Source organism: Curvibacter sp. Hmag1.1 (assembly GCF_059769165.1).
Genome location: NZ_JBMBGX010000002.1, coordinates 3,240,104 through 3,260,795 on the forward strand (window position 1 = coordinate 3,240,104; position 20,692 = coordinate 3,260,795).

The window sequence follows — 20,692 nt, forward strand, 5'->3', positions numbered from 1 at the left end:
CAGCTGTCAAAGGCGAAAAAAAGCCCGGTGCTTCGCAGCAACCGGGCCTATCGGACACCGCCGCAGATCAGGCGAAAACGCCAGCCGTGTCCTGCATGCGGGCTGACACTTCACCCAGGTGGTGAAGGGTGTCGCCGAAGCTCATTTCCAGTTCGGTGAGCTTGCGGAAGTAGTGGCTCACGATGTACTCGTCCGTCACGCCAATGCCGCCGTGCAGCTGCACCGCTTGCTGGCTGATGAAGCGCATGCTGGTCCCGAGTTGGTACTTGGCGCGTGCCATGGCCGCGCGGCGTTCCGGTGCGGGTGCATTGAGCTTGAGGCTGGCGTAGTAGCTCATGGAGCGGGCCAGTTCCAGCTGCATCTTCATGTCGGCCATGCGATGGCGCAGTGCCTGGAAGCTGCTGATCGCCACACCGAACTGTTTGCGGGTGTTCATGTACTCGGCGGTGATGTCCAGGGTCTTGTCCATCACGCCCACGGCCTCTGCGCAGGTGGCGGCAATGCCGATGTCCACCGCGTGTTCCAGCGCAGCTTGGCCTTGGGTGGTGATCAGGGTCGCAGGAGCATTTTTGAAGGCGACTTCTGCCGCACGGCCACCGCCCTGGGTGTTGTAGCCCCGGGTGCTGACGCCCGCGGATTCGCGCTCTACCAGGAACAGGCCCATCACGCTGTTGACCTTGGCGGAGACGATGTAGGCGTCGGCCTTGTCGCCGGCAGCTACTATGCTTTTTGTAGCGTTCAGCACATAGCCACCGGGCGCCTGGTGCGCTTTTCCTGCAATGGCATCCAGAGCGTAGCGGCTGCCGCGCTCCTGGTAGGCCAGGGTCACCAGCTTTTCGCCACTGGCCACACCGGGCAGCCAAGCGGCACGGGTGGCGGCATCCGCATAGCCTGCCAACACCGCACCGGCGATCAGGCTCTGCGCCAGAGGCTCCATCACCATGCCGCGGCCCAGCTCCTCCATCACCACCATGCCTTCAATGGGGCCCAACCCCATGCCGCCATCGTCTTCGGGCACATAGAGGCCGGTAAGTCCTAGCTCTGCCAGCTCGGCATAGGCGGCGGCATCAAAGCCACCGGCTTTCTCGGCCGCGCGACGGCGTTCGAAGGTGTAGCCCTTGTCAACGTACTTTCGCACCGCGTCGCGCAGTTGTTCCTGGTCGTCAGAAAAATCAAAGTCCATGTTCTTCTCCCGTTAGCCCAGGACGACCTGAGCAACAATGTTTCGTTGCACTTCGTTGCTGCCGCCATAGATGGTGGTCTTGCGCAGGTTGAAGTAAGCGGAGGCCAAGGGCGCATTGCCCACTTCGCCACCGGGGAAGCCACCCAGGGCGCCAGCAGTGGCGTCGCCTTGCCAGCCGGCTTCCATGGCTTCGCGGATGAGCGGCAGGGCAAATGGGCCGGCAGCCAGCATCATCAATTCGCTGTAGCGCTGCTGGATCTCGCTGCCCCGGATCTTCAACAGGCCGGCAATGTCCAGCGAGTTTTTGCCGCTCTTCTCAGCGGACAGCACGCGCAGCACCAGCATCTCTAGGGCAACCACATCCACTTCCAGCTTGGCGATTTCATCGCGGAAGCGGCTGTCTTCCCACACGCCCTCGCGCTTGGCAATTCGCTTGAGGCGCTCCAACTCGCGCTTGGAGCGGTTGATGTCGGCAATGTTGGTGCGCTCGTGGCTCAGCAGGTGCTTGGCATAGGTCCAGCCCTTGTTCTCTTCGCCGATCAGGTTCTCCACCGGGACTTCCACGTTATCAAAAAAGACTTCGTTCACCTCGTGGCCGCCGTCGAGCATGATGATGGGGCGCACCGTCACGCCAGGGCTTTTCATGTCGATCAGCAGGAAGCTGATGCCGGTTTGTGGCTTGCCTTCATTGCTGGTGCGCACCAGACAGAATATCCACTCGCCGTACTGGCCCAGCGTGGTCCAGGTCTTCTGGCCGTTCACGATGTATTTGTTGCCCTGGCGCTCTGCACGCGTCTTGACCGAGGCCAAGTCCGAGCCGGAGCCCGGTTCGCTGTAGCCCTGGCTCCACCAGACTTCACCACTGGCAATGCCGGGCAAAAAGCGCTGCTGCTGTTCAGCGTTGCCGAAGGCCATGATCACCGGCGCCACCATCACCGGGCCGAAGGGGATGACCCTTGGCGCACCGGCGAGCGCGCATTCTTCTTCAAACAAATGCTTTTGGATGGCCGTCCAGCCGGGGCCGCCAAATTCCTTGGGCCAGCCGAAACCCAGCCAGCCTTTGGCGCCCAAAATTTTGGCCCATCGCTGGTGGTCTTCGCGGGTCAGCTCCAGGGCGTTGTGCACTTTGTTGGCGATGTCGGCGGGCAGGTGGGAAGTCACCCAAGTGCGCACCTCCTCGCGGAAAGCCTGTTCCTCAGGCGTGAATGCCAGATCCATTGCAGTCTCCTCGGTCTCGTTATCAGGTTCAACAGAACTTTACGCCGTGTTTTAGCACGGTCGTTCTTTTATTCTTGTCCGGGTTGTGACATTCCGAGTTCGGCGCACAGTTTTTGTACGGTGGCGCGCAGGTCGGCTACCTCCGCTTCCAGTTGCATGACACGGGCCTGAAGCTCCACGTTGGCCGGGCCCGTTGCAGCGCCGGACCGGCTGCCCACCGCCGCGCTGGCATCCACCGGCCCGCACAGCAGGTGGGCCCAACGTTGTTCGCGGGCCCCGGGTGCGCGGTCCAGCTTGATGACCAGGGGGCCGCCTTTTTCTTCACTGCGTTCCTGCAGCTCGTCCAGAAACGCTTCGACCGACGAGGTGTCGGCAAAACGGTACCAGCGCTCGGCATTCAGACGCAGCTCGGCGGCCGTCTGCGGGCCGCGCAACATCAAGAGGCCCAGCAACACAGCACTTTGTTCAGGCACACCGATACCCCGTTGGGCGTTGTGGGTGAACTTGACGGCGCGTCCGCCGCTGGTTTCATGCAACAGGCCGGCCTCGCGCAGGCTGTCGACGGCGCTGCTGACTTCGGACTCGCTCAACTCCATCAGTGGCTCCCGGCTGGTCTTTTGGTTGCAGCCCAGCAGCAGGCTGTTCAGGGTAAGCGGATAGCTGTCGGGCACCGTGCGGGCTTTTTCCATCAGGGTGGCCAGCACGCGGGCTTCGACAGGGGAGAGCAGGAGGGGGGTGGTCATAATTCAGCCAGTTATGAAAAACATCGTGATTTTGATCTCTGGCGGTGGCTCCAACATGGCAGCCATCGTGCGCGCATCCCAAAAAGAAGACTGGCCGGGTCGATACGGCGCCCGGGTGGCTGCCGTTATCAGCAACAAGGGTACCGCCGGTGGCTTGGTGTTCGGCAAAGAGCAGGGCTTGGATACCCATGTGCTTGACCACAAAACCTATGCCGACCGCGAAGCGTTTGATGCCGCCCTGGCTGAGGTGATCAACCGCTATGACACGCCGCAGGCACCCGTCCTGGTGGTGCTGGCCGGGTTCATGCGCATCCTCACCGCGGGCTTTGTGGAGAAGTATGCCGGGCGTCTGGTGAACATTCACCCCTCGCTGTTGCCGGCTTTTGGCGGCTTGAACACGCACCAACGGGCGCTGGATGCCGGTTGCAAATTTGCCGGTGCCACCGTGCACCTGGTGACGCCTGAGCTGGACCATGGACCGATCTTGGAGCAGGCCGTGGTGCCCGTGTTGCCTGGCGATACAGCAGACGCACTGGCCGCCCGGGTACTCACGCAGGAGCACCGCATTTACCCCCAGGCGGTTGCGACGCTGCTATCAAAAAAGTAGCTGCCAGCGCACATTCCGTTTGCGCTAGCAGCACTTTTTATGCTGAAGCGCTGAGCAGGCTGCTTGTGCTTCCGCCCAGACCCTGCGCGACTTGGGCATAGATCTGCTTGGCAAGGTTGGCAATCACAGCGCTGGTTTTGCTGTCATCCGTGTCAGTCGCAGATGCAGACGACGTGCTGTCTGTCCCGGAATCGCTGTCACTTCCCGACAGCGAAGCCACCGCGTTCTTGATTTCTCCCACCAAGCGCTCAATCTCTGACACCGTGCCGTCCTGGTTGGTGTCCAAGGGGTCGTAGGTCGCACTGCTGCTGGACTCTGTTTTCTCGGCACCGCCATGCCCGCCACCGGGGGGCGGTCCGCCCGGTCCACCGGGGCCATGCGCACCTTGTGTGCCACTGCTGCCTTGGGAACCCTCAGGTGGCTGGGGCCGGCCGGCATCGAACTCGGTTTGCGACAAGGAGCCACTGCCGTCGGTGTCGAGCTGGCTGAAGTCCTGGCTGACATCCTGGCCGGTATCGGCCTTGATTTTGTCGGTCAACACTTGCAGCTCGTCCTTGCTGACGAAACCGTCGCCATCGGTATCGACCTTGGCGAACAAGTCGTCCTGGCTGCCATTGCTGCCACCCATGCCGCGGGACTGGGCGAAGTCCATGGTCGAGGGCGGAGGCGGCATCAGGTCTTTCATGCCCTTGTCCAGCTCATCGCTGGAGAGGCTGCCGTCGGAGTTGCTGTCCATTTTCGTGAACAGTTCTTTGCTGTCGCCCAGGCTGGTGCCTGTTTTGCTGGCGATATCGCTCAACATGCTGCTGAGTTCGGTCTGGTCGACGCTGCCACTGCTGTCGGTGTCGACCTTGGCGAACATCTTCGCCTGGTGCTGGGCCCGTTGTGCACTGACTGCCGCCCAGGCATTGCTGGAACCGCTGACCCCGCTGATGGTGCTCATGGTCATTTCCTTTCTCGGTAGGTGGGTGAAGTGCCACCCGGAACCGATGGAGCCGAGCGACAGTTTGATTCTTGAAAGCGGAGGTATCGCCGGTTTGTCGGCTTTGTACCGGGCTTGATACAAAAGGCGGTTTCAAGCGTTGAGAAGCGGGCCGCACACCTGCCAATTCAGGGCTTTGCGAGGCGGGTGGTTTTCTACACTGAGCGGGCCGAAGGGACTGTCCATGCATACCAAGATATCCATCCTCATCGTTGACGACGACGCCGAAATCACCGAGCTGTTGGGCGAATACCTCAGCCGATTCAACTTCGAGGTGCACACGGCTTGCGACGCAGACAGCATGCGTGCCCAGTTGGCCCGCCATGCGGTGAATCTGGTGGTGCTGGATGTGATGCTGCCCGGTACGGACGGGCTCACCTTGTCCCGCGAAATCCGTGAACGCTCCCAGATCCCGGTGATCATGCTCACCGCCCGGACCACCACGTTTGACCGCATCATGGGGCTGGAAAACGGGGCGGACGACTACATGGGCAAACCCTTTGAGCCGCGTGAGCTGGTCGCCCGTATCCACACCGTGCTGCGCCGCTCGCAAGGCGCCAAAGAGGTCGCCCCGAATGTGGCACGCAGTGATGTGGTCTGCTTTGACGGCTGGGAGCTGCACCGCGAGGAACGTACGCTGGTGTCGCCAACCGGCTTGGTGGTGGCCTTGTCAAACGCCGAGTTCAGGCTCCTGAATACCTTTTTGCAGACACCACGCCGTTTGTTCAGTCGTGACCAGCTGATGGAGCAGGCACGCGGCCGGGCCATGGACGCGTTTGAACGCAGCATCGACTTGCTGGTGTCCCGCCTGAGGCAGAAGCTGGCGGATGACCCCGACGAGCCTTCCATGATCAAAACCGTGCGCGGAGCGGGCTACATGTTCAATGTGCAATCGGTGCAAGGGCGGATGGCTTGGCGGGTATGAGGGCCTCGACGGCATGGCTGGCACGATGGAAAGTGATGGCCGCGCGTTGCGTGCCGGACACCTTGTTCGGACGTCTCGCATTGCTATTGGCTGTGGCGGTGCTCAGTAGCCATGTGCTGGCATTGACCCTGCTGTTTGAAATGCGGCCCGACTTCAAGCCGGGTTTTCCTCCGCGTGGCGCACCCGGTGAGCAGATGGCATTTGTCACACCTATTGCGGATGCTGGCACGGGATTGCAGGGTCAAGCACTGCCGGAGCCTCCTCCTCATCCCGGCCCGGGGCCCCACGGTGGCCCGCCGCCTGCAGGACTCCTGCTGGATATCGGGGTGCGTTTGGGGGCCTTGCTTTTGGCGGCTTGGGTGGGGGCGCGCTGGCTCTCCGACCCGGTGCGCCGGCTTGCCGGTGCTGCCCGTGAGTTGGGTCATAACATCCACCGAGCGCCCTTGCCTGAGACAGGCACCCTGGAGTGCCGTGAGGCCACGCAGGTGTTCAACCAGATGCAGCAGCACATCCGAGCGCAGCTCGAGCAGCGCGACCAGTTCGTAGCTGCGGTTTCGCACGATCTGCGCACGCCGCTCACCCGCTTGGCGCTGAGGGCAGAGTCATTGAAAGACGAGGCGGAACGTCAACGCTTTGCCAAAGACATTACCGAGATGGACGCGATGATCCGCGCGACCTTGGATTATCTGCGCGGGGCAGCGGATGCTGAACCCTGGATGCCCATGGACGTGGCTTCTCTGGTCAGCAGCCTCGCGCATGACCAGCAGGACTGTGGTCACGACGTGTCCGTGGAGGCCACTACTTTGCAGGGGTTTCCCCCCGTGCGCACCCAGGCCAGCGCACTGCGGCGATGCCTCAATAACCTGCTGGACAACGCCGTGCGCTACGGCGGTGGGGCCAAGGTGCAATTGGAACTAGCAGACAAAACTCTGCGGGTGCTGGTGCGGGACCGGGGCCCCGGCATTCCCGAAGGCGAACTCACCAAGGTCTTGCAGCCTTTCTACCGGGTGGAAAGCTCGCGCAATAGGCATACCGGCGGGGTTGGCTTGGGCCTGGCCGCAGCCCATGACATTGCCCGGCAGCACGGTGGTAGCCTGCTACTGCGAAACCTCCCGCATGGTGGCTTGGAGGCCGAGTTGGCCTTACCAGTCATCTGAAGACGCTATCAAATCAGGAGCTGCTTGCGCATATCCCGCGGGCGCTAGAGGTTATTCAGCCATCAATCCTGGTGAAACGGGGCTGCGCTACCCCCTCAATCACCACCGTTTCCAGAAACATCGCTGCGGGTCTGACCCAGAGGCCTTGTTCGCCATACAGAGCGCGATACAGCGTCATGGGTTCACAGGTTTCGCTGTGGCGCACCGTGTCCAGCACTTGGTATTCCATGCCCTTGTAATGGCGATAGCGGCCGGGCGGGGTGATCACGAGAGGGGGTAGTTTTTCATCGAACATGGGACAATACTAGGTTATGCATCCAAAAGCCCTGCTTGAAGCCTGTACCGAACTGGTCCGGCTCACCCTCAAATTCGACCACCCTGCAGACGCTATCGTCTCCCGTTTCTTCCGTGACAACCGCGGCTTGGGACCGCGTGAGCGTGCCACATTGGCTGAAACGGTGTACACCGTCCTCCGGAAAAAACTGCTGTTTGACCACCTTGCTCCTTCCGGGAGCGGCCCCAAAGAGCGCCGTCTGGCCATTCTGGGCTTTTATGGCCCCGGCGATTTCCTGCGTAGCGCATTGACGGACCAGGAAAAGCGCTGGCTGGACCAGTGCGAAGCCGTCAAGCCTGACGACCTGATGGAGCGCCATCGCCACAACCTGCCGGAGTGGCTGGTGCAGCCCCTGAAAGATCAGCTGGGGGATGGTTTTTGGCCTCTGGTCGAAAACCTGAATCTGGGCGCTGGCTTGGATTTGCGCGTGAACGCCCTCAAGGCCAAGCGTGCAGATGTACAAAAAGAACTGCAGCAAGCCGGCATCAAGGCTGTGCCCACGCCGTTCTCTCCCTTGGGGCTGCGCATTGCCGGCAAGCCGGCCCTGAACAAGAACGAAGCCTTCCTGCGTGGTGACTTTGAAGTGCAGGACGAAGGCTCCCAGCTCTTGGCCATGCTGGTCGACGCCAAGCGAGGTGAAATGGTGGTGGACTTCTGCGCAGGCGCCGGTGGCAAGACATTGGCGCTGGGCGCCGCCATGCGGAGCACCGGACGCCTGTACGCCTTCGACACATCCGCGCATCGCTTGGACGCGCTCAAGCCCCGTATGGCCCGCAGCGGCTTGTCCAACGTACATCCTGCAGCGATTGCCCATGAGCGCGACGACCGCGTGAAGCGCCTCTCCGGCAAGCTGGATCGCGTGTTGGTAGATGCGCCTTGCACCGGACTGGGAACTTTGCGCCGCAATCCGGACCTCAAATGGCGCCAGACCATGGCGGGCGTGGAAGAAATGGCGGTGAAGCAAGCTGCCATCTTGCAAAGCGCTGCGCGTATGGTGAAGTCCGGCGGGCGATTGGTCTACGCGACTTGTAGCGTCTTGCCACAAGAGAACGAGGCGATTGCGGATGCGTTTTCTGCGGCCAACCCGGAATTTGTACATCTACCGGCTGGGGATGTCCTTTCCAACCTCAAGGTTGAAAATGCACCAAGCCTGTGCAGCGGGGGCGATGACGGACAGTTGTACCTGCGTTTGTGGCCACATTTGCATCAAACCGACGGATTTTTCGCAGCGGTTTGGCAAAAGAAGTGAATCTTTTGACGAAAGTTAATGTTTTTTAACTTCACGTTGATTTATCTGGCTAAAACTGACTGCTGCATCTAAAATAGCGGCTTCACAAGGGGGCGTGCGTCGTCCCCTTGTCATACATAACCAAACCTCGTTGAGAGATTGAGCGAACTATGTTCTTACCTGACTGGGCTGTGCTGAACGCAGCAATTGATTGGCTGGCCCACGGTGCCTGGAATATCGCCTGGTGGCAGATGGTGCTGTTTACCCTGGCATTGACCCACGTGACCATGATCAGCGTGACCGTGTTTTTGCACCGCCACCAAGCGCACCGCTCGCTGGACCTGCACCCCATTGCCTCTCATTTTTTCCGTTTCTGGCTGTGGCTGACCACCGGTCAGGTCACCAAAGAGTGGGCTGCCATCCACCGCAAGCACCACGCCAAGTGCGAGCAGGCGGAAGATCCACACAGCCCTCACGTCCACGGCATCAAGACCGTGTTGTTCCAGGGTGCTGAGCTGTACCGTGCCGAGTCCAAAAACAAGGAAACCATGGCCCGTTTCGGCCACGGTACCCCGGATGACTGGATCGAGCGCAACTTGTACACCCGCTACTCTTGGCAGGGCGTGGGATTGATGATGATCATTGATCTGTTCATGTTCGGCGCTGCAGGCCTGGCCGTCTGGGCGGTGCAAATGGCGTGGACGCCCATCACTGCGGCCGGCATCATCAACGGTGCGGCTCACTACTGGGGTTACCGCAACTTCGAAGCACCTGATGCTTCGACCAATATTTCCCCTTGGGGCATCATCATTGCCGGCGAAGAGTTGCACAACAACCACCACACCTATCCCACATCCGCCAAGTTGTCGGTGAAGCCTTACGAGTTCGACATCGGCTGGATGTACATCTCCATCATGAGTGCCTTGGGTCTTGCCAAGGTCAAAAAGACGCCTCCCAAAGCTGCCTACGGCGACGTCCGCCCTGTGGCTGACGAGAAGACTCTGGAAGCGCTCATTGCAAACCGCTACGAAATCATGGCGACCTACGCCAAGGGCGTTCGCCAGGCCGCTCGTGACGAGTTGGAAGCCATGAAGGCACGCAGTGCGGATGCCGCCATGATCCAAGCCGCCAAGCGCTGGATGCACCGTGATGTGGAAAAGGTGCCTGCGGCTGCTGCCCCTCAGTTGGCCCAAGCCCGCGCCGCTTCTCCAGTGCTCGATAAGATGGTCACCATGCGTGAAGAGCTGCGCCAGATGTGGCTCAACACCAGCGTGTCCCGCGAACAGTTGACCAAGGACCTGCAAGGCTGGTGCCACCGTGCGGAAGAAAGTGGCATTGCCGCTTTGCGTGACTTTTCCATGAAGCTGCGCGCTGCACGCGTCTAAGAGTTCACCTAACTGATCTGAAGCCCGCCTAGTGCGGGCTTTTTTGTGCTTCCGTATTCTTGACTTTGTTTCACAGCGGTGATGGGTACACCGGCTTTGCTCCGTGTCCCCCGCCCTGCGGGCTCCTCCTTGATCTACGCAAAACCGGCATACCCATCACCTCCTCTCGGGCGAGGTAGTCTTGCGAGCATCAAACGTAAAAAAGCCCGCTCAAGGCGGGCTTTTCATCAAGGCAAGCGTGAATTACTTCAGCTTGATTTCCTTGTAGTCGACGTGCTTGCGAGCAACGGGATCAAATTTCTTGATCAACATCTTCTCGGGCATGGTCTTCTTGTTCTTGTCGGTCGTGTAGAAGTGACCGGTACCAGCTGTGGATTCCAGCTTGATTTTTTCGCGTCCGCCTTTGGTTGCCATGGTGCTTTACTCCTTAAGCTTGACCACGTGCGCGCAGATCGGCGAGCACAGAATCGATACCGTTTTTGTCGATCAGACGCAGGCCGGCGTTAGAAATACGCAGGCGAACCCAGCGGTTTTCAGACTCCACCCAGAAACGGCGGTATTGCAGGTTCGGCAGGAACCGGCGCTTGGTTTTGTTGTTGGCGTGGGAAACATTGTTTCCGACCATGGGGCCTTTGCCCGTTACTTCACATACGCGTGCCATGTGGACACTCCGATTGATACGGCCGGTGCAAAAGTGCGCCGGCCTCACCTCGCCAAGAGAAAGGGTGGCGGTAACCCCCCGCTGAATACTCAGCGGAACTTGCCAAACCCCTCGATGAGAGGGCGGCCCCTCACGGGGCGAATTCAGCAAAGCCTCAAATTATAGCGGGTCCTGCAGGACCGCGCCAATTTCCCTATTCCTGCTGCTCAAGATAGCGCTGAGCGTCCAGCGCGGCCATACAGCCGGTTCCCGCACTGGTGATCGCCTGGCGGTAAACGTGATCCTGCACATCGCCGGCAGCAAAGACGCCCGGAATGCTGGTCTGAGTCGCAAACCCCTTGAGGCCGCCCTGGGTCACGATGTAGCCATTTTCCAGCTCCAGTTGCCCTTGGAAAATCTCTGTGTTCGGTGCATGGCCGATGGCAATGAAGCAACCTTTGAGCGTCACGTCTTCAGTGGATCCGTCATGCACGCTCTTGAGGCGGATGCCGGTAACGCCGGACGCGTCGCCCAATACTTCTTCCAGGGTCTTGAAGGTTTTCAGCTCGATCTTGCCTGCCGCAACTTTGTCCATCAGCTTGTCCACCAAGATAGGTTCGGCCTTGAATTTGTCGCGGCGGTGTACCAGGTACACCTTGCTGGCGATGTTGGAAAGGTAGAGTGCCTCTTCCACCGCAGTATTGCCACCACCCACTACGCAGCACACTTCATTGCGGTAGAAAAAACCGTCGCAGGTGGCACAGCCGGAAACCCCGCGGCCCATGAATGCGGATTCGGAAGGCAGGCCGAGGTACTTGGCAGAGGCACCGGTGGCGATGATTAGCGAATCACAGGTGTAAGAGTCTGTGTCGCCTTTCAAGGTGAAAGGGCGCTTGGTGAGGTCTACTGCATTGATGTGATCAAAAATGATCTCGGTTTTGAAACGCTCAGCGTGCTCCTGAAAGCGCTGCATCAATTCGGGGCCTTGCACACCATTCACATCGGCCGGCCAGTTGTCCACCTCCGTGGTGGTCATGAGTTGGCCGCCTTGGGCAATGCCGGTGACCAAGACCGGATTCAAATTGGCACGCGCCGCGTAGACGGCGGCGGTGTATCCGGCAGGACCGGAGCCCAGGATCATTACCTTGGCGTGTTTGGTGTTAGACATGATGTAACCTTCTTCTACGAAAATCGTGAACCGAGCCGTGTACAGTTCGGTGGGACAGCTTTCCATATGGATGCTGTTGCGGGATCTGCAAGGCTGCTAGCAGCCGGACCCTTGATTGTAAGAAGCAGCACATTAGCAAGCAGGAACCCCAATCAATGGCAATGTTGAGCAACCAGGATTTGATTCGACGGGTGCCCCTTTTCGCCAATTTGACTCAGGAGCAGATTGACGATCTGGCGGCAAATGTCACCAAACGCAAAATCAAAAAAGGGGAGGACGTCGTCCGGCAAGGGCATAACTCCAACGCGCTGTTTCTGATACTGTCTGGCCGGTCGCATGTGGTGATGACCGACAGCAAGGGCAAAGAAGTCATTCTGGCAACGCTGAAGGCCGGTGACTACATCGGTGAGATGAGCCTGATTGATAACGAAGCCCACTCGGCCACGGTTCAGGCCGAAACCCAGATGGATGTGCTGGTGCTGGGGCGAGATGATTTCACCCGCTGTGTCAGCAACAATGCGGCCATTGCCGGTGCTGTGATGCGCGGTTTGGTGCAACGACTGCGCACAGCGGACCAGAAAATTGTGTCGCTTGCGTTGATGGGTGTTTATGGACGCGTGGCCAACGTGTTGTTGGACATGGCGGAGCCCATCGACAAAGGTGAAATGCTGATCCGTGAAAAAGTGTCCCGTTCGGACTTGTCCAAGATGGTCGGCGCCTCACGTGAAATGGTGAGTCGTGTGATGAAGGACTTCGAAGACCAGGGCTTCATCAAAACCAACAACGATGGCGGTATACGGGTGTGGGAGCGACGCTCCAAGCCACGTTGATTCCGTTTGCGCAACGCTAAGCTGTTGCGCACCATGACATGACCTATTCACTCCACACTCTTCATTCACCGACCCGCAAGAAGGCGCCAGAACCTGCCGCCCCGGGCCTGAGCCGATTTGCGAACGAAATTGCATTGGTGGTCGGCTTTGTTTTGCTGGCTTTGTGGCTGATCGCACTGTTGAGCCACTCCGTGCAGGATGCCGCCTGGTCGACATCCGGCTCCGGTGCGCCCACACATAACCATGTAGGTCGTTTGGGTGCGCTGTGGTCGGATTTGAGCTATTTCCTGTTCGGATTTTCGGTGTGGTGGTGTGTGGCTGCTGCAGGTCGTGTCTGGTTATCTTTGTTGGCAGACCGGCTTCGCGGAGACGAAGACGTGGAGGCTGCTTCTGTGGTCAATCATCGTCAGCGGCGCTGGATGTTCTGGGGTGGCTTGTTTTTGCTCATGTATGCCAGTACCTCCTTGGAGTGGGCGCGCCTCTATCGCCTGGAACTGATGTTGCCTGGGGCCAGCGGTGGTGCCATGGGGCAGTTGTTGGGCCCGTGGAGTGTCCGCTGGATGGGTTTTGCCGGCTCCGGCCTGATTGCCATTGTTTTGGGCTTGGTCGGTGTGTCTTGGGTGTTTAATTTCTCGTGGCCGCGTGTGGCTGAACGCATCGGCAGCTTTTTGTATTCTTTGGTCGAATCCCGGCGTGAGAAAAAAGAAGAAGCACAGGACCGCGAGCTCGGGCAGCTGGCGGTTCGGGAACGGGAAGAGGTTTTCCTCGAAGAGCGTGGTGAAGAACTGATCGTTCACCCGCCACCGGCACCGGTGGTGATTGAGCCCGTTTTGGTAGAGCTGCCGCCCAGCGTGCGGGTCGCCAAAGAGCGGCAGAAACCCCTGTTCAGCGAAATGCCGGACAGCAAGTTGCCGCAAGTGGCTCTGCTGGATGATCCGCAAGTACGGCAGGAAACGGTGTCCCCTGAAACGCTGGAAATGACCAGCCGTATGATCGAGAAAAAGCTCAAGGACTTCGGCGTGGAAGTGCGTGTGGTGCTGGCCCAACCCGGCCCGGTTATTACCCGTTACGAGATCGAACCCGCCACGGGCGTGAAGGGCTCTCAGATTGTGGGCCTGGCCAAAGACTTGGCGCGGAGCCTGAGCCTCGTGTCCATCCGTGTGGTGGAGACCATCCCCGGCAAGAACTACATGGCGCTGGAGTTGCCAAACGCCAAGCGGCAGAGCATTCGTCTCTCTGAAATTCTGGGATCGCAGGTCTACAACGAAGCCAAATCTATGCTCACCATGGGTCTGGGCAAAGACATCATCGGTAACCCCATCGTGGCCGATCTGGCCAAGATGCCGCACGTGCTGGTGGCGGGTACTACCGGCTCCGGCAAGTCGGTGGGTATCAACGCCATGATTCTGTCCTTGTTGTACAAGGCGGAGGCGCGCGATGTGCGCCTGCTGATGATTGACCCCAAGATGCTGGAAATGTCCGTGTACGAAGGAATTCCACACTTGTTGGCACCCGTGGTCACTGATATGAAGCAGGCGGCGCATGGCCTCAATTGGTGCGTGGCCGAGATGGAAAAACGCTACAAGCTCATGAGCAAAATGGGCGTGCGTAACCTGGCCGGCTTCAATACCAAGATCGACGAGGCCAAAGCCAAAGGCGAGTTCATTTACAACCCCTTCAGCCTAACCCCTGAAAGCCCAGAGCCCCTGCAGCGCCTGCCGCACATCGTGGTCATCATCGATGAGCTGGCGGACTTGATGATGGTGGTGGGCAAGAAGATTGAAGAGCTGATCGCGCGGCTGGCCCAGAAGGCACGTGCGGCGGGTATCCACTTGATCCTCGCCACCCAGCGTCCCAGCGTAGACGTGATTACGGGTCTCATCAAGGCCAACATTCCGACCCGCATTGCCTTCTCGGTGGGGTCCAAGATCGACAGCCGCACGATTCTCGACCAAATGGGGGCTGAAGCCTTGCTTGGCATGGGTGACATGCTGTACATGGCCAGCGGCACCGGTTTTCCGGTGCGGGTACACGGCGCATTTGTGAGCGACGACGAGGTGCACCGCGTGGTGAGCTATCTCAAAAGCCAGGGTGAGCCGGATTACATCGAGGGCGTGCTGGAAGGTGGTACGGTCGACGGCGAGGATGGCGTTGGCGGCGAGGACGGCGGTGGCGAAAAAGACCCTATGTACGACCAGGCGGTTGAGGTGGTGCTCAAGAACCGCAAGGCCAGCATCTCATTGGTGCAGCGCCACCTGAAGATCGGCTACAACCGCGCCGCCCGTTTGGTTGAGGACATGGAGAAGGCCGGGCTGGTCAGTGCCATGAGCGGCAGTGGGCAGCGAGATATTCTGGTTCCGAGCCGCAACGAATAAGGTTTGCATGAAGCGATTTGCTACTTTTTTTATAGCTACTTGCGCACTATCTGCGGGCGCTACCGGTTTGAATGACTTGGAATCCTTTATCAAGGGCGTCAAGTCGGGGAAAGCGGAGTTCAGTCAAGTCGTTACAGCGCCTGCCAAGGAAGGGCAGGTCGCCCGAAGCAAAGTCTCCAGCGGCACCTTCGAGTTTTTGCGCCCCGGGCGTTTCAAGTTCACCTACAAGAAGCCTTTTGAGCAAACCATCGTTGCAGATGGGCAGACGCTGTGGCTCTATGACGTGGATCTGAACCAGGTCACTGCGCGCAAACAAGCCCAAGCCCTGGGCTCCACGCCAGCAGCACTGATTGCATCGTCGGCAGACATCAAGGCTCTGCAGGCGGATTTCAATCTCGCTGATTCTCCTGACAAAGAGGGTCTGCAATGGGTGCAGGGCGCACCCAAGGCCAAAGACAGCCAGCTGCAAAGTGTGCGGGTCGGATTCCGGCAAGGAAAACTCGAAATACTTGAAATAGTTGACACTTTCGGCCAGAAATCAGTGCTGACGTTCAACGGATTCCAGAGCAACCCCGTTACGGACCCTGAACTATTCCAGTTCAAGCCGCCCGCTGGGGCGGATGTTGTCCGTCAATAGACGGTATATCGGGGCCAGCCAGAAAATGTTGGCTTGGCCTCCATCTGAGGGAGATTGCGTATGAATACAGAAGTCATCTGGAATTTTTTGACGACCCAGGGGGCTGATTTCGGCCTGAAATTGTTGGGTGCTTTGGCTGCCTGGATCATCGGCCGCTGGCTGATCAGTATGGCTCTGCGGCTGCTCGGGGCGGGGTTGCAGCGGGGCGGCAAGGTGGACCTGACCCTGTCCAACTACCTGACCTCCATCATCTCGGTGTTGCTCAACATTGTGTTGATCCTCGCCATTCTGGATATCTTCGGCGTCAAGACTACGTCGTTCGCCGCTTTGCTGGCTGGTGCAGGTCTGGCCATCGGCACCGCCTGGGGCGGTTTGCTCACCCACTTTGCAGCGGGTGTGTTTATGCAGGTGCTGCGCCCCTACAAGGTGGGCGATTTTGTGACCGCAGGCGGTATCACCGGTACGGTGAAAGAGCTGGGCCTGTTCGGCACCACGCTGATCACGCCGGACAACGTCGTCACCATCGTGGGCAACAACACCGTGTTTTCTGGCTCTATCCAGAACTTCAGCGCCTTGCCCCATCGCCGTGTGGACTGCGTGGCCAAGGTCGCCAATAGCGTAGATGTGCAAGATGCTATTGCCCGATTGCGTGTGGCCGTCACTGCGATTCCGAACGTGGCTACTTCGCCTGCGCCGGACATTGAGATTCTTCAGTTCACACCCGAAGGGCCATTGCTGTGCGTGCGCCCCTACACCCACACCGACCACTATTGGCAGGTGTATTTCGACACCCATAAAGCGGTGGTGCAGACCTTCGGTGCAGCCGGCTACCCCGTGCCTGAAACGCCGGTGGCACATCGCAATTTGTAACGCCTGAAGGCCTGACGCATCCCTGTGGCAACTCCCCCATCCAAACACCAGCCACTGGCCGAACTGCTGCGCCCCAAAACGCTGGGTGAAGTCATCGGCCAGCAGCATCTGCTGGGGGAGGGCATGGCCTTGCGTCTGGCGTTCGAGTCGGGCCAACCGCACAGCTGCATCCTGTGGGGGCCGCCCGGCGTGGGCAAGACTACGATCGCGCGCTTGATGGCCGACGCCTTTGACGCCCAATTCATCACCATCAGTGCGGTGTTGGGCGGAATCAAGGAAATCCGCGAGGCGGTGGATCAGGCCCTGAATGCGCGTGATGGCCTCGAGCAGCGTCGCACCATCATCTTCGTGGACGAGGTGCACCGGTTCAACAAGAGCCAGCAGGACGCGTTTCTGCCGCATGTGGAGAGTGGCTTATTTACCTTCATCGGTGCGACCACCGAGAACCCGTCGTTTGAAGTGAATTCTGCTTTGCTGTCGCGTGCAGCGGTGTACGTGTTGCAGCCTCTGGACGCTGACAGCTTGAAGAAAATTGTGCTGAAAGCGCAGACGGAATATGCGCTACCAGCTATCGAAAGCATAGCAATTGATCGATTGATTGCGTATGCAGATGGTGATGCACGCCGTCTTCTCAACACACTGGAAACGCTCGCCATTGCTGCCCGCCAGGAGCAAGCACCAGAGATTACGGATGCATGGCTGCTCAAGGTGCTGGGCGAACGCATGCGGCGCTATGACAAGGGCGGGGAGCAGTTCTACGACACGATCTCCGCCCTGCATAAAAGCGTACGGGGTTCCGACCCGAACGCGTCACTCTATTGGTTCACCCGTATGTTGGATGGAGGGGCAGATCCGCGCTACATGGCCCGCCGCTTCATTCGAATGGCTGCTGAAGACATAGGATTGGCGGATCCCCGTGCCCTGCGTTTGGCATTGGATGCGGCGGATGTATACGAGCGCTTGGGCAGCCCGGAAGGTGAATTGGCCTTGGCCGAATGCGTGGTCTATCTGGCTGTAGCGCCCAAGAGCAACGCGGTTTACAAGGCCTTCAATGAGGCCAAAGCGTTCGTGAAAAAAGACGGTACACGCCCAGTGCCCATGCACCTGCGCAACGCGCCCACCAAGCTCATGAAGGAGCTGGACTACGGCAAGGGTTATCGCTATGCCCATGACGAGGAGGGCGGCTTTGCAGCGGGTGAACGCTATCTGCCGGACGGCATGCCAGACACCGACTTTTACCGCCCCGTGGAACGGGGGCTGGAAATCCGTATTGCTGAGAAGCTACGGGATTTGAAAGATCGCAATCAGAAGAAAAACTAATAGTGCATGAAATGCGGGACGAATTGCTGAATCGGCATAAGACTCAAGGGTAAACCCACCCTGTACCCCCGAGACCCCCAAGCCTGACATCGCTAGAATCGCGGCACTGCTTTTGGCCTGCACCGCCAGTGAACCTGACGTGGCAGGCTTATTGCTTTCGATGGTCTGACGCCACCAGTGTTAACGGCCATGGCCGTTCGCACACAAGAACAACGGAGTTTTCTATGGATATTTTGATACAGCAGATCATCAACGGTCTGGTGTTGGGTAGCATGTATGCGCTCATCGCGCTGGGCTACACGATGGTGTACGGCATCATCAATTTGATTAACTTTGCCCACGGCGAAGTCGTGATGGTGGGGGCTCTCACCAGTTGGACCATCATCGGATTGATGCAAGAGTCCATGCCCGGCACTCCGGGCCCTGTCATTCTTTTGATCGCCTTGGTGATCGCATGCGTCGTTGCCGCTGCGTTGAACTTCGTGATCGAAAAGGTCGCATACCGTCCTTTGCGCAACAGCCCCAAACTGGCTCCGCTGATTACCGCTATCGGTATGTCCATTCTGTTGCAGACTTTGGCCATGATCATCTGGAAGCCCAACTACAAGTCTTACCCGACTCTGTTGCCCGGTAACCCGATTGATATCGCCGGCGCTGTGATCACTCCAACCCAAGTCATGATTCTGGGTGTGACGGCGGCGTCCCTCGCAGTCCTGATGTGGTTGGTGAATTACACCAAGTTGGGTCGTGCCATGCGTGCGACCGCTGAGAACCCACGCGTTGCCGCCCTGATGGGTGTGAAGCCCGACGTTGTGATTTCTGCCACCTTCATCATCGGTGCCGTCTTGGCGGCCATCGCAGGTGTGATGTACGCATCCAACTACGGCACAGCCCAGCACGCCATGGGCTTCCTGCCCGGTTTGAAGGCCTTTACGGCTGCGGTGTTCGGAGGTATCGGCAACTTGGCCGGTGCTGTGGTTGGTGCACTTTTGCTTGGCTTGATCGAAGCCATCGGTGCCGGCTATATCGGCGCCTTGACCGGCGGCGTTTTGGGCAGCCACTACTCCGACATTTTTGCCTTTATCGTGTTGATCATTGTGCTGACTCTGCGTCCTTCCGGTTTGCTGGGTGAGCGCGTTGCGGACCGTGCTTGAGGAGAACCCGCACATGAACCCCCAAAAACGTCTTTTCACCATGCTGCTGGCTGCTGCCGGCTTGCTGATTCTGCCGTTCGTTCTGCAAGGCTTCGGCAACGCCTGGGTGCGCATTGCCGACATGGCATTGCTTTTCGTATTGCTGGCACTCGGCTTGAATATCGTTGTCGGCTATGCCGGCCTGCTGGACTTGGGCTACGTGGCGTTTTTCGCCATCGGCGCCTACATGTACGGCTTGATGTCCTCGCCACACCTGATTGAAACCTTCCCTGCCATCGCAGCCATGTTTCCGGATGGCATGCACACGCCTTTGTGGTTGGTCATTCCCTTGGGTGCGGCGCTAGCGGGCATCTTCGGGGTGTTGCTGGGTGCTCCTACACTGCGTCTGCGCGGTGACTACCTGGCCATCGTGACATTGGGCTTCGGTGAAATCATCCGTGTGTTCATGAACAACTTGGATCACCCGGTCAACATCACGAACGGACCCAAAGGTATCAATCAGATTGATTCACTGCACTTCTTTGGCCTGAACCTGGGCAAGAAGCTCATGATCGGCGACTTTGAGATTGCGTCGGTGACCTTGTACTACTACCTATTCCTGACATTGGTAGTGGTCAGCGTGATCATTTGCCATCGCTTGGAGTTGTCCCGCGTTGGACGTGCCTGGATGGCCATCCGTGAAGACGAAATTGCTGCCAAAGCGATGGGCATCAACACCCGCAACATGAAGTTGTTGGCCTTCGGTATGGGCGCTACTTTCGGCGGCGTGTCCGGTGCCATGTTTGCCTCTTTCCAGGGCTTCATCTCTCCCGAGTCCTTCAGCCTGATGGAGTCCGTGATGATTGTGGCCATGGTGGTGTTGGGAGGTGTCGGTCACCTGCCGGGTGTCATTCTGGGCGCCGTCCTGTTGGCGGCCTTGCCGGAAGTGCTGCGCTATGTCGCTGGTCCTCTGCAAACCATGACCGATGGCCGCCTGGATGCCTCCATCCTCCGCCAGTTGCTGATTGCATTGGCAATGATCAGCGTGATGCTGCTGCGCCCCCGCGGTCTGTGGCCTTCGCCTGAGCACGGCAAATCCCTGCAAAACGCCAAGAGCTGAACTTTGCGAGCTTCCCGCTGCATTCGTGTGGCGGGGACCTTCAACTGATTGGAATACCTATGACAGATACAGTATTGAACGTCTCCGGCGTCTCCAAGCGCTTCGGTGGCTTGCAGGCCTTGAGCGATGTGGGCATCAAAATTGAACGTGGCCAGGTGTATGGCCTGATCGGTCCCAACGGTGCCGGTAAGACCACCTTCTTCAATGTGCTGACCGGCTTGTACACACCGGATAGCGGCAAATTTGAACTGGCCGGCAAACCATACCAACCGACAGCGGTTCACACCGTAGCCAAAGCCGGTATTGCCCGCACTTTCCAGAACATCCGCTTGTTCGCTGAAATGACAGCCTTGGAAAACGTGATGGTGGGCCGCCACATCCGTACGCATTCAGGCTTGTTGGGCGCCGTGTTCCGCACCAGCTCCTTCAAAGCGGAAGAGGCAGCGATTGCTCAACGCGCCCAAGAACTTTTGGACTACGTGGGCATCGGCAAGTTTGCCGACTACAAAGCCCGCACCTTGAGCTATGGCGACCAGCGCCGTCTTGAGATCGCCCGTGCGTTGGCAACCGACCCCCAGCTCATCGCTCTAGACGAGCCAGCCGCCGGCATGAACGCGACTGAGAAAGTCATGTTGCGTGAACTGATTGACCGCATCCGCAAAGACAACCGCACCATCTTGCTCATCGAACACGATGTCAAACTGGTCATGGGCCTGTGTGATCGCGTAACGGTGCTGGATTACGGCAAGCAAATCGCCGAGGGCACACCTGCGGACGTGCAGAAGAACGAAAAAGTGATTGAGGCCTACTTGGGCACGAGCGGCCACTAAGGATTGA

At 58.9% G+C, this 20,692-nt stretch carries 21 protein-coding genes; 13 read left to right on the forward strand and 8 right to left on the reverse strand.

Annotated elements, in window-relative coordinates; all coding sequences use genetic code 11:
- Positions 1-67: 67 nt before the first annotated feature.
- The 3 genes from ACOAP0_RS15755 to ACOAP0_RS15765 all read right to left on the reverse strand — a co-directional run bounded on the left by ACOAP0_RS15755 (position 68) and on the right by ACOAP0_RS15765 (position 3,144).
- Positions 68-1,183, reverse strand: coding sequence for an acyl-CoA dehydrogenase family protein (locus ACOAP0_RS15755; RefSeq protein WP_481874638.1), 1,116 nt, complete (start codon positions 1,181-1,183; stop codon positions 68-70).
- 12 nt (positions 1,184-1,195) lie between these two features.
- The gene (locus tag ACOAP0_RS15760) at positions 1,196-2,401 is read right to left on the reverse strand and encodes an acyl-CoA dehydrogenase family protein (RefSeq protein ID WP_498377172.1); all 1,206 of its coding nucleotides are present in this window, start codon (positions 2,399-2,401) and stop codon (positions 1,196-1,198) included.
- A 68-nt stretch (positions 2,402-2,469) separates the two neighbouring features.
- A complete protein-coding gene (locus tag ACOAP0_RS15765; RefSeq protein ID WP_498377173.1) occupies positions 2,470-3,144 on the reverse strand; it encodes a YceH family protein in 675 nt (224 codons plus the stop codon).
- Between the two features lie 13 nt (positions 3,145-3,157).
- Between ACOAP0_RS15765 and purN the strand changes: the two genes are divergently transcribed.
- Entirely contained in the window at positions 3,158-3,751 is a 594-nt protein-coding gene (purN, locus tag ACOAP0_RS15770) for a phosphoribosylglycinamide formyltransferase (RefSeq protein ID WP_498377174.1), read from the forward strand.
- 37 nt (positions 3,752-3,788) lie between these two features.
- Here purN and xopAW read toward each other — a convergent pair whose 3' ends face one another.
- Positions 3,789-4,694 carry a XopAW family type III secretion system calcium-binding effector gene (gene xopAW / locus ACOAP0_RS15775; RefSeq protein WP_498377175.1) on the reverse strand — a complete coding sequence of 302 codons (906 nt, stop codon included), beginning with the start codon at positions 4,692-4,694 and terminating at the stop codon, positions 3,789-3,791.
- Positions 4,695-4,917: 223 nt separating this feature from the next.
- On the opposite strand from xopAW, the gene ACOAP0_RS15780 reads away from it, so the two are divergent.
- Positions 4,918-5,658 (forward strand): response regulator, encoded by a 741-nt coding sequence (locus ACOAP0_RS15780; protein WP_087496783.1) that lies wholly within the window; start codon positions 4,918-4,920, stop codon positions 5,656-5,658.
- Positions 5,659-5,693: 35 nt separating this feature from the next.
- Positions 5,694-6,815 carry an ATP-binding protein gene (locus ACOAP0_RS15785; RefSeq protein WP_498377176.1) on the forward strand — a complete coding sequence of 374 codons (1,122 nt, stop codon included), beginning with the start codon at positions 5,694-5,696 and terminating at the stop codon, positions 6,813-6,815.
- 55 nt (positions 6,816-6,870) lie between these two features.
- On the opposite strand, the gene ACOAP0_RS15790 is transcribed toward ACOAP0_RS15785, so the two are convergent.
- Positions 6,871-7,110, reverse strand: coding sequence for a DUF1653 domain-containing protein (locus tag ACOAP0_RS15790; RefSeq protein ID WP_498377177.1), 240 nt, complete (start codon positions 7,108-7,110; stop codon positions 6,871-6,873).
- Between the two features lie 16 nt (positions 7,111-7,126).
- On the opposite strand from ACOAP0_RS15790, the gene ACOAP0_RS15795 reads away from it, so the two are divergent.
- Entirely contained in the window at positions 7,127-8,398 is a 1,272-nt protein-coding gene (locus ACOAP0_RS15795; RefSeq protein WP_498377178.1) for an RsmB/NOP family class I SAM-dependent RNA methyltransferase, read from the forward strand.
- 149 nt (positions 8,399-8,547) lie between these two features.
- Positions 8,548-9,762, forward strand: a complete 1,215-nt coding sequence (locus ACOAP0_RS15800) for a DesA family fatty acid desaturase (protein ID WP_481874629.1) — start codon at positions 8,548-8,550, stop codon at positions 9,760-9,762.
- 243 nt (positions 9,763-10,005) lie between these two features.
- Here ACOAP0_RS15800 and rpmG read toward each other — a convergent pair whose 3' ends face one another.
- The 3 genes from rpmG to trxB all read right to left on the reverse strand — a co-directional run bounded on the left by rpmG (position 10,006) and on the right by trxB (position 11,570).
- Complete coding sequence (gene rpmG, locus ACOAP0_RS15805) at positions 10,006-10,176, reverse strand: 50S ribosomal protein L33 (protein ID WP_087496788.1); 171 nt, start codon at positions 10,174-10,176, stop codon at positions 10,006-10,008.
- 13 nt (positions 10,177-10,189) lie between these two features.
- Entirely contained in the window at positions 10,190-10,423 is a 234-nt protein-coding gene (gene rpmB, locus ACOAP0_RS15810) for a 50S ribosomal protein L28 (RefSeq protein WP_087496789.1), read from the reverse strand.
- A gap of 193 nt (positions 10,424-10,616) precedes the next feature.
- Positions 10,617-11,570, reverse strand: coding sequence for a thioredoxin-disulfide reductase (gene trxB, locus ACOAP0_RS15815; protein WP_498377179.1), 954 nt, complete (start codon positions 11,568-11,570; stop codon positions 10,617-10,619).
- A 155-nt stretch (positions 11,571-11,725) separates the two neighbouring features.
- On the opposite strand from trxB, the gene ACOAP0_RS15820 reads away from it, so the two are divergent.
- The 8 genes from ACOAP0_RS15820 to ACOAP0_RS15855 all read left to right on the forward strand — a co-directional run bounded on the left by ACOAP0_RS15820 (position 11,726) and on the right by ACOAP0_RS15855 (position 20,685).
- The gene (locus tag ACOAP0_RS15820; protein WP_498377180.1) at positions 11,726-12,400 is read left to right on the forward strand and encodes a Crp/Fnr family transcriptional regulator; all 675 of its coding nucleotides are present in this window, start codon (positions 11,726-11,728) and stop codon (positions 12,398-12,400) included.
- 38 nt (positions 12,401-12,438) lie between these two features.
- On the forward strand, positions 12,439-14,775 hold the full coding sequence (locus ACOAP0_RS15825; protein WP_498377181.1) for a DNA translocase FtsK: 2,337 nt from the start codon (positions 12,439-12,441) through the stop codon (positions 14,773-14,775).
- A gap of 7 nt (positions 14,776-14,782) precedes the next feature.
- Positions 14,783-15,412 (forward strand): outer membrane lipoprotein periplasmic chaperone LolA, encoded by a 630-nt coding sequence (gene lolA / locus ACOAP0_RS15830; protein ID WP_498377182.1) that lies wholly within the window; start codon positions 14,783-14,785, stop codon positions 15,410-15,412.
- Between the two features lie 60 nt (positions 15,413-15,472).
- The gene (locus ACOAP0_RS15835) at positions 15,473-16,282 is read left to right on the forward strand and encodes a mechanosensitive ion channel family protein (RefSeq protein ID WP_313869146.1); all 810 of its coding nucleotides are present in this window, start codon (positions 15,473-15,475) and stop codon (positions 16,280-16,282) included.
- 24 nt (positions 16,283-16,306) lie between these two features.
- Positions 16,307-17,602, forward strand: a complete 1,296-nt coding sequence (locus tag ACOAP0_RS15840; protein ID WP_498377183.1) for a replication-associated recombination protein A — start codon at positions 16,307-16,309, stop codon at positions 17,600-17,602.
- A gap of 224 nt (positions 17,603-17,826) precedes the next feature.
- Positions 17,827-18,756 (forward strand): branched-chain amino acid ABC transporter permease, encoded by a 930-nt coding sequence (locus ACOAP0_RS15845; RefSeq protein WP_087496795.1) that lies wholly within the window; start codon positions 17,827-17,829, stop codon positions 18,754-18,756.
- Positions 18,757-18,769: 13 nt separating this feature from the next.
- Complete coding sequence (locus ACOAP0_RS15850; RefSeq protein WP_087496796.1) at positions 18,770-19,855, forward strand: branched-chain amino acid ABC transporter permease; 1,086 nt, start codon at positions 18,770-18,772, stop codon at positions 19,853-19,855.
- 59 nt (positions 19,856-19,914) lie between these two features.
- A complete protein-coding gene (locus ACOAP0_RS15855; protein WP_087496797.1) occupies positions 19,915-20,685 on the forward strand; it encodes an ABC transporter ATP-binding protein in 771 nt (256 codons plus the stop codon).
- The last annotated feature ends 7 nt before the right edge of the window (positions 20,686-20,692 follow it).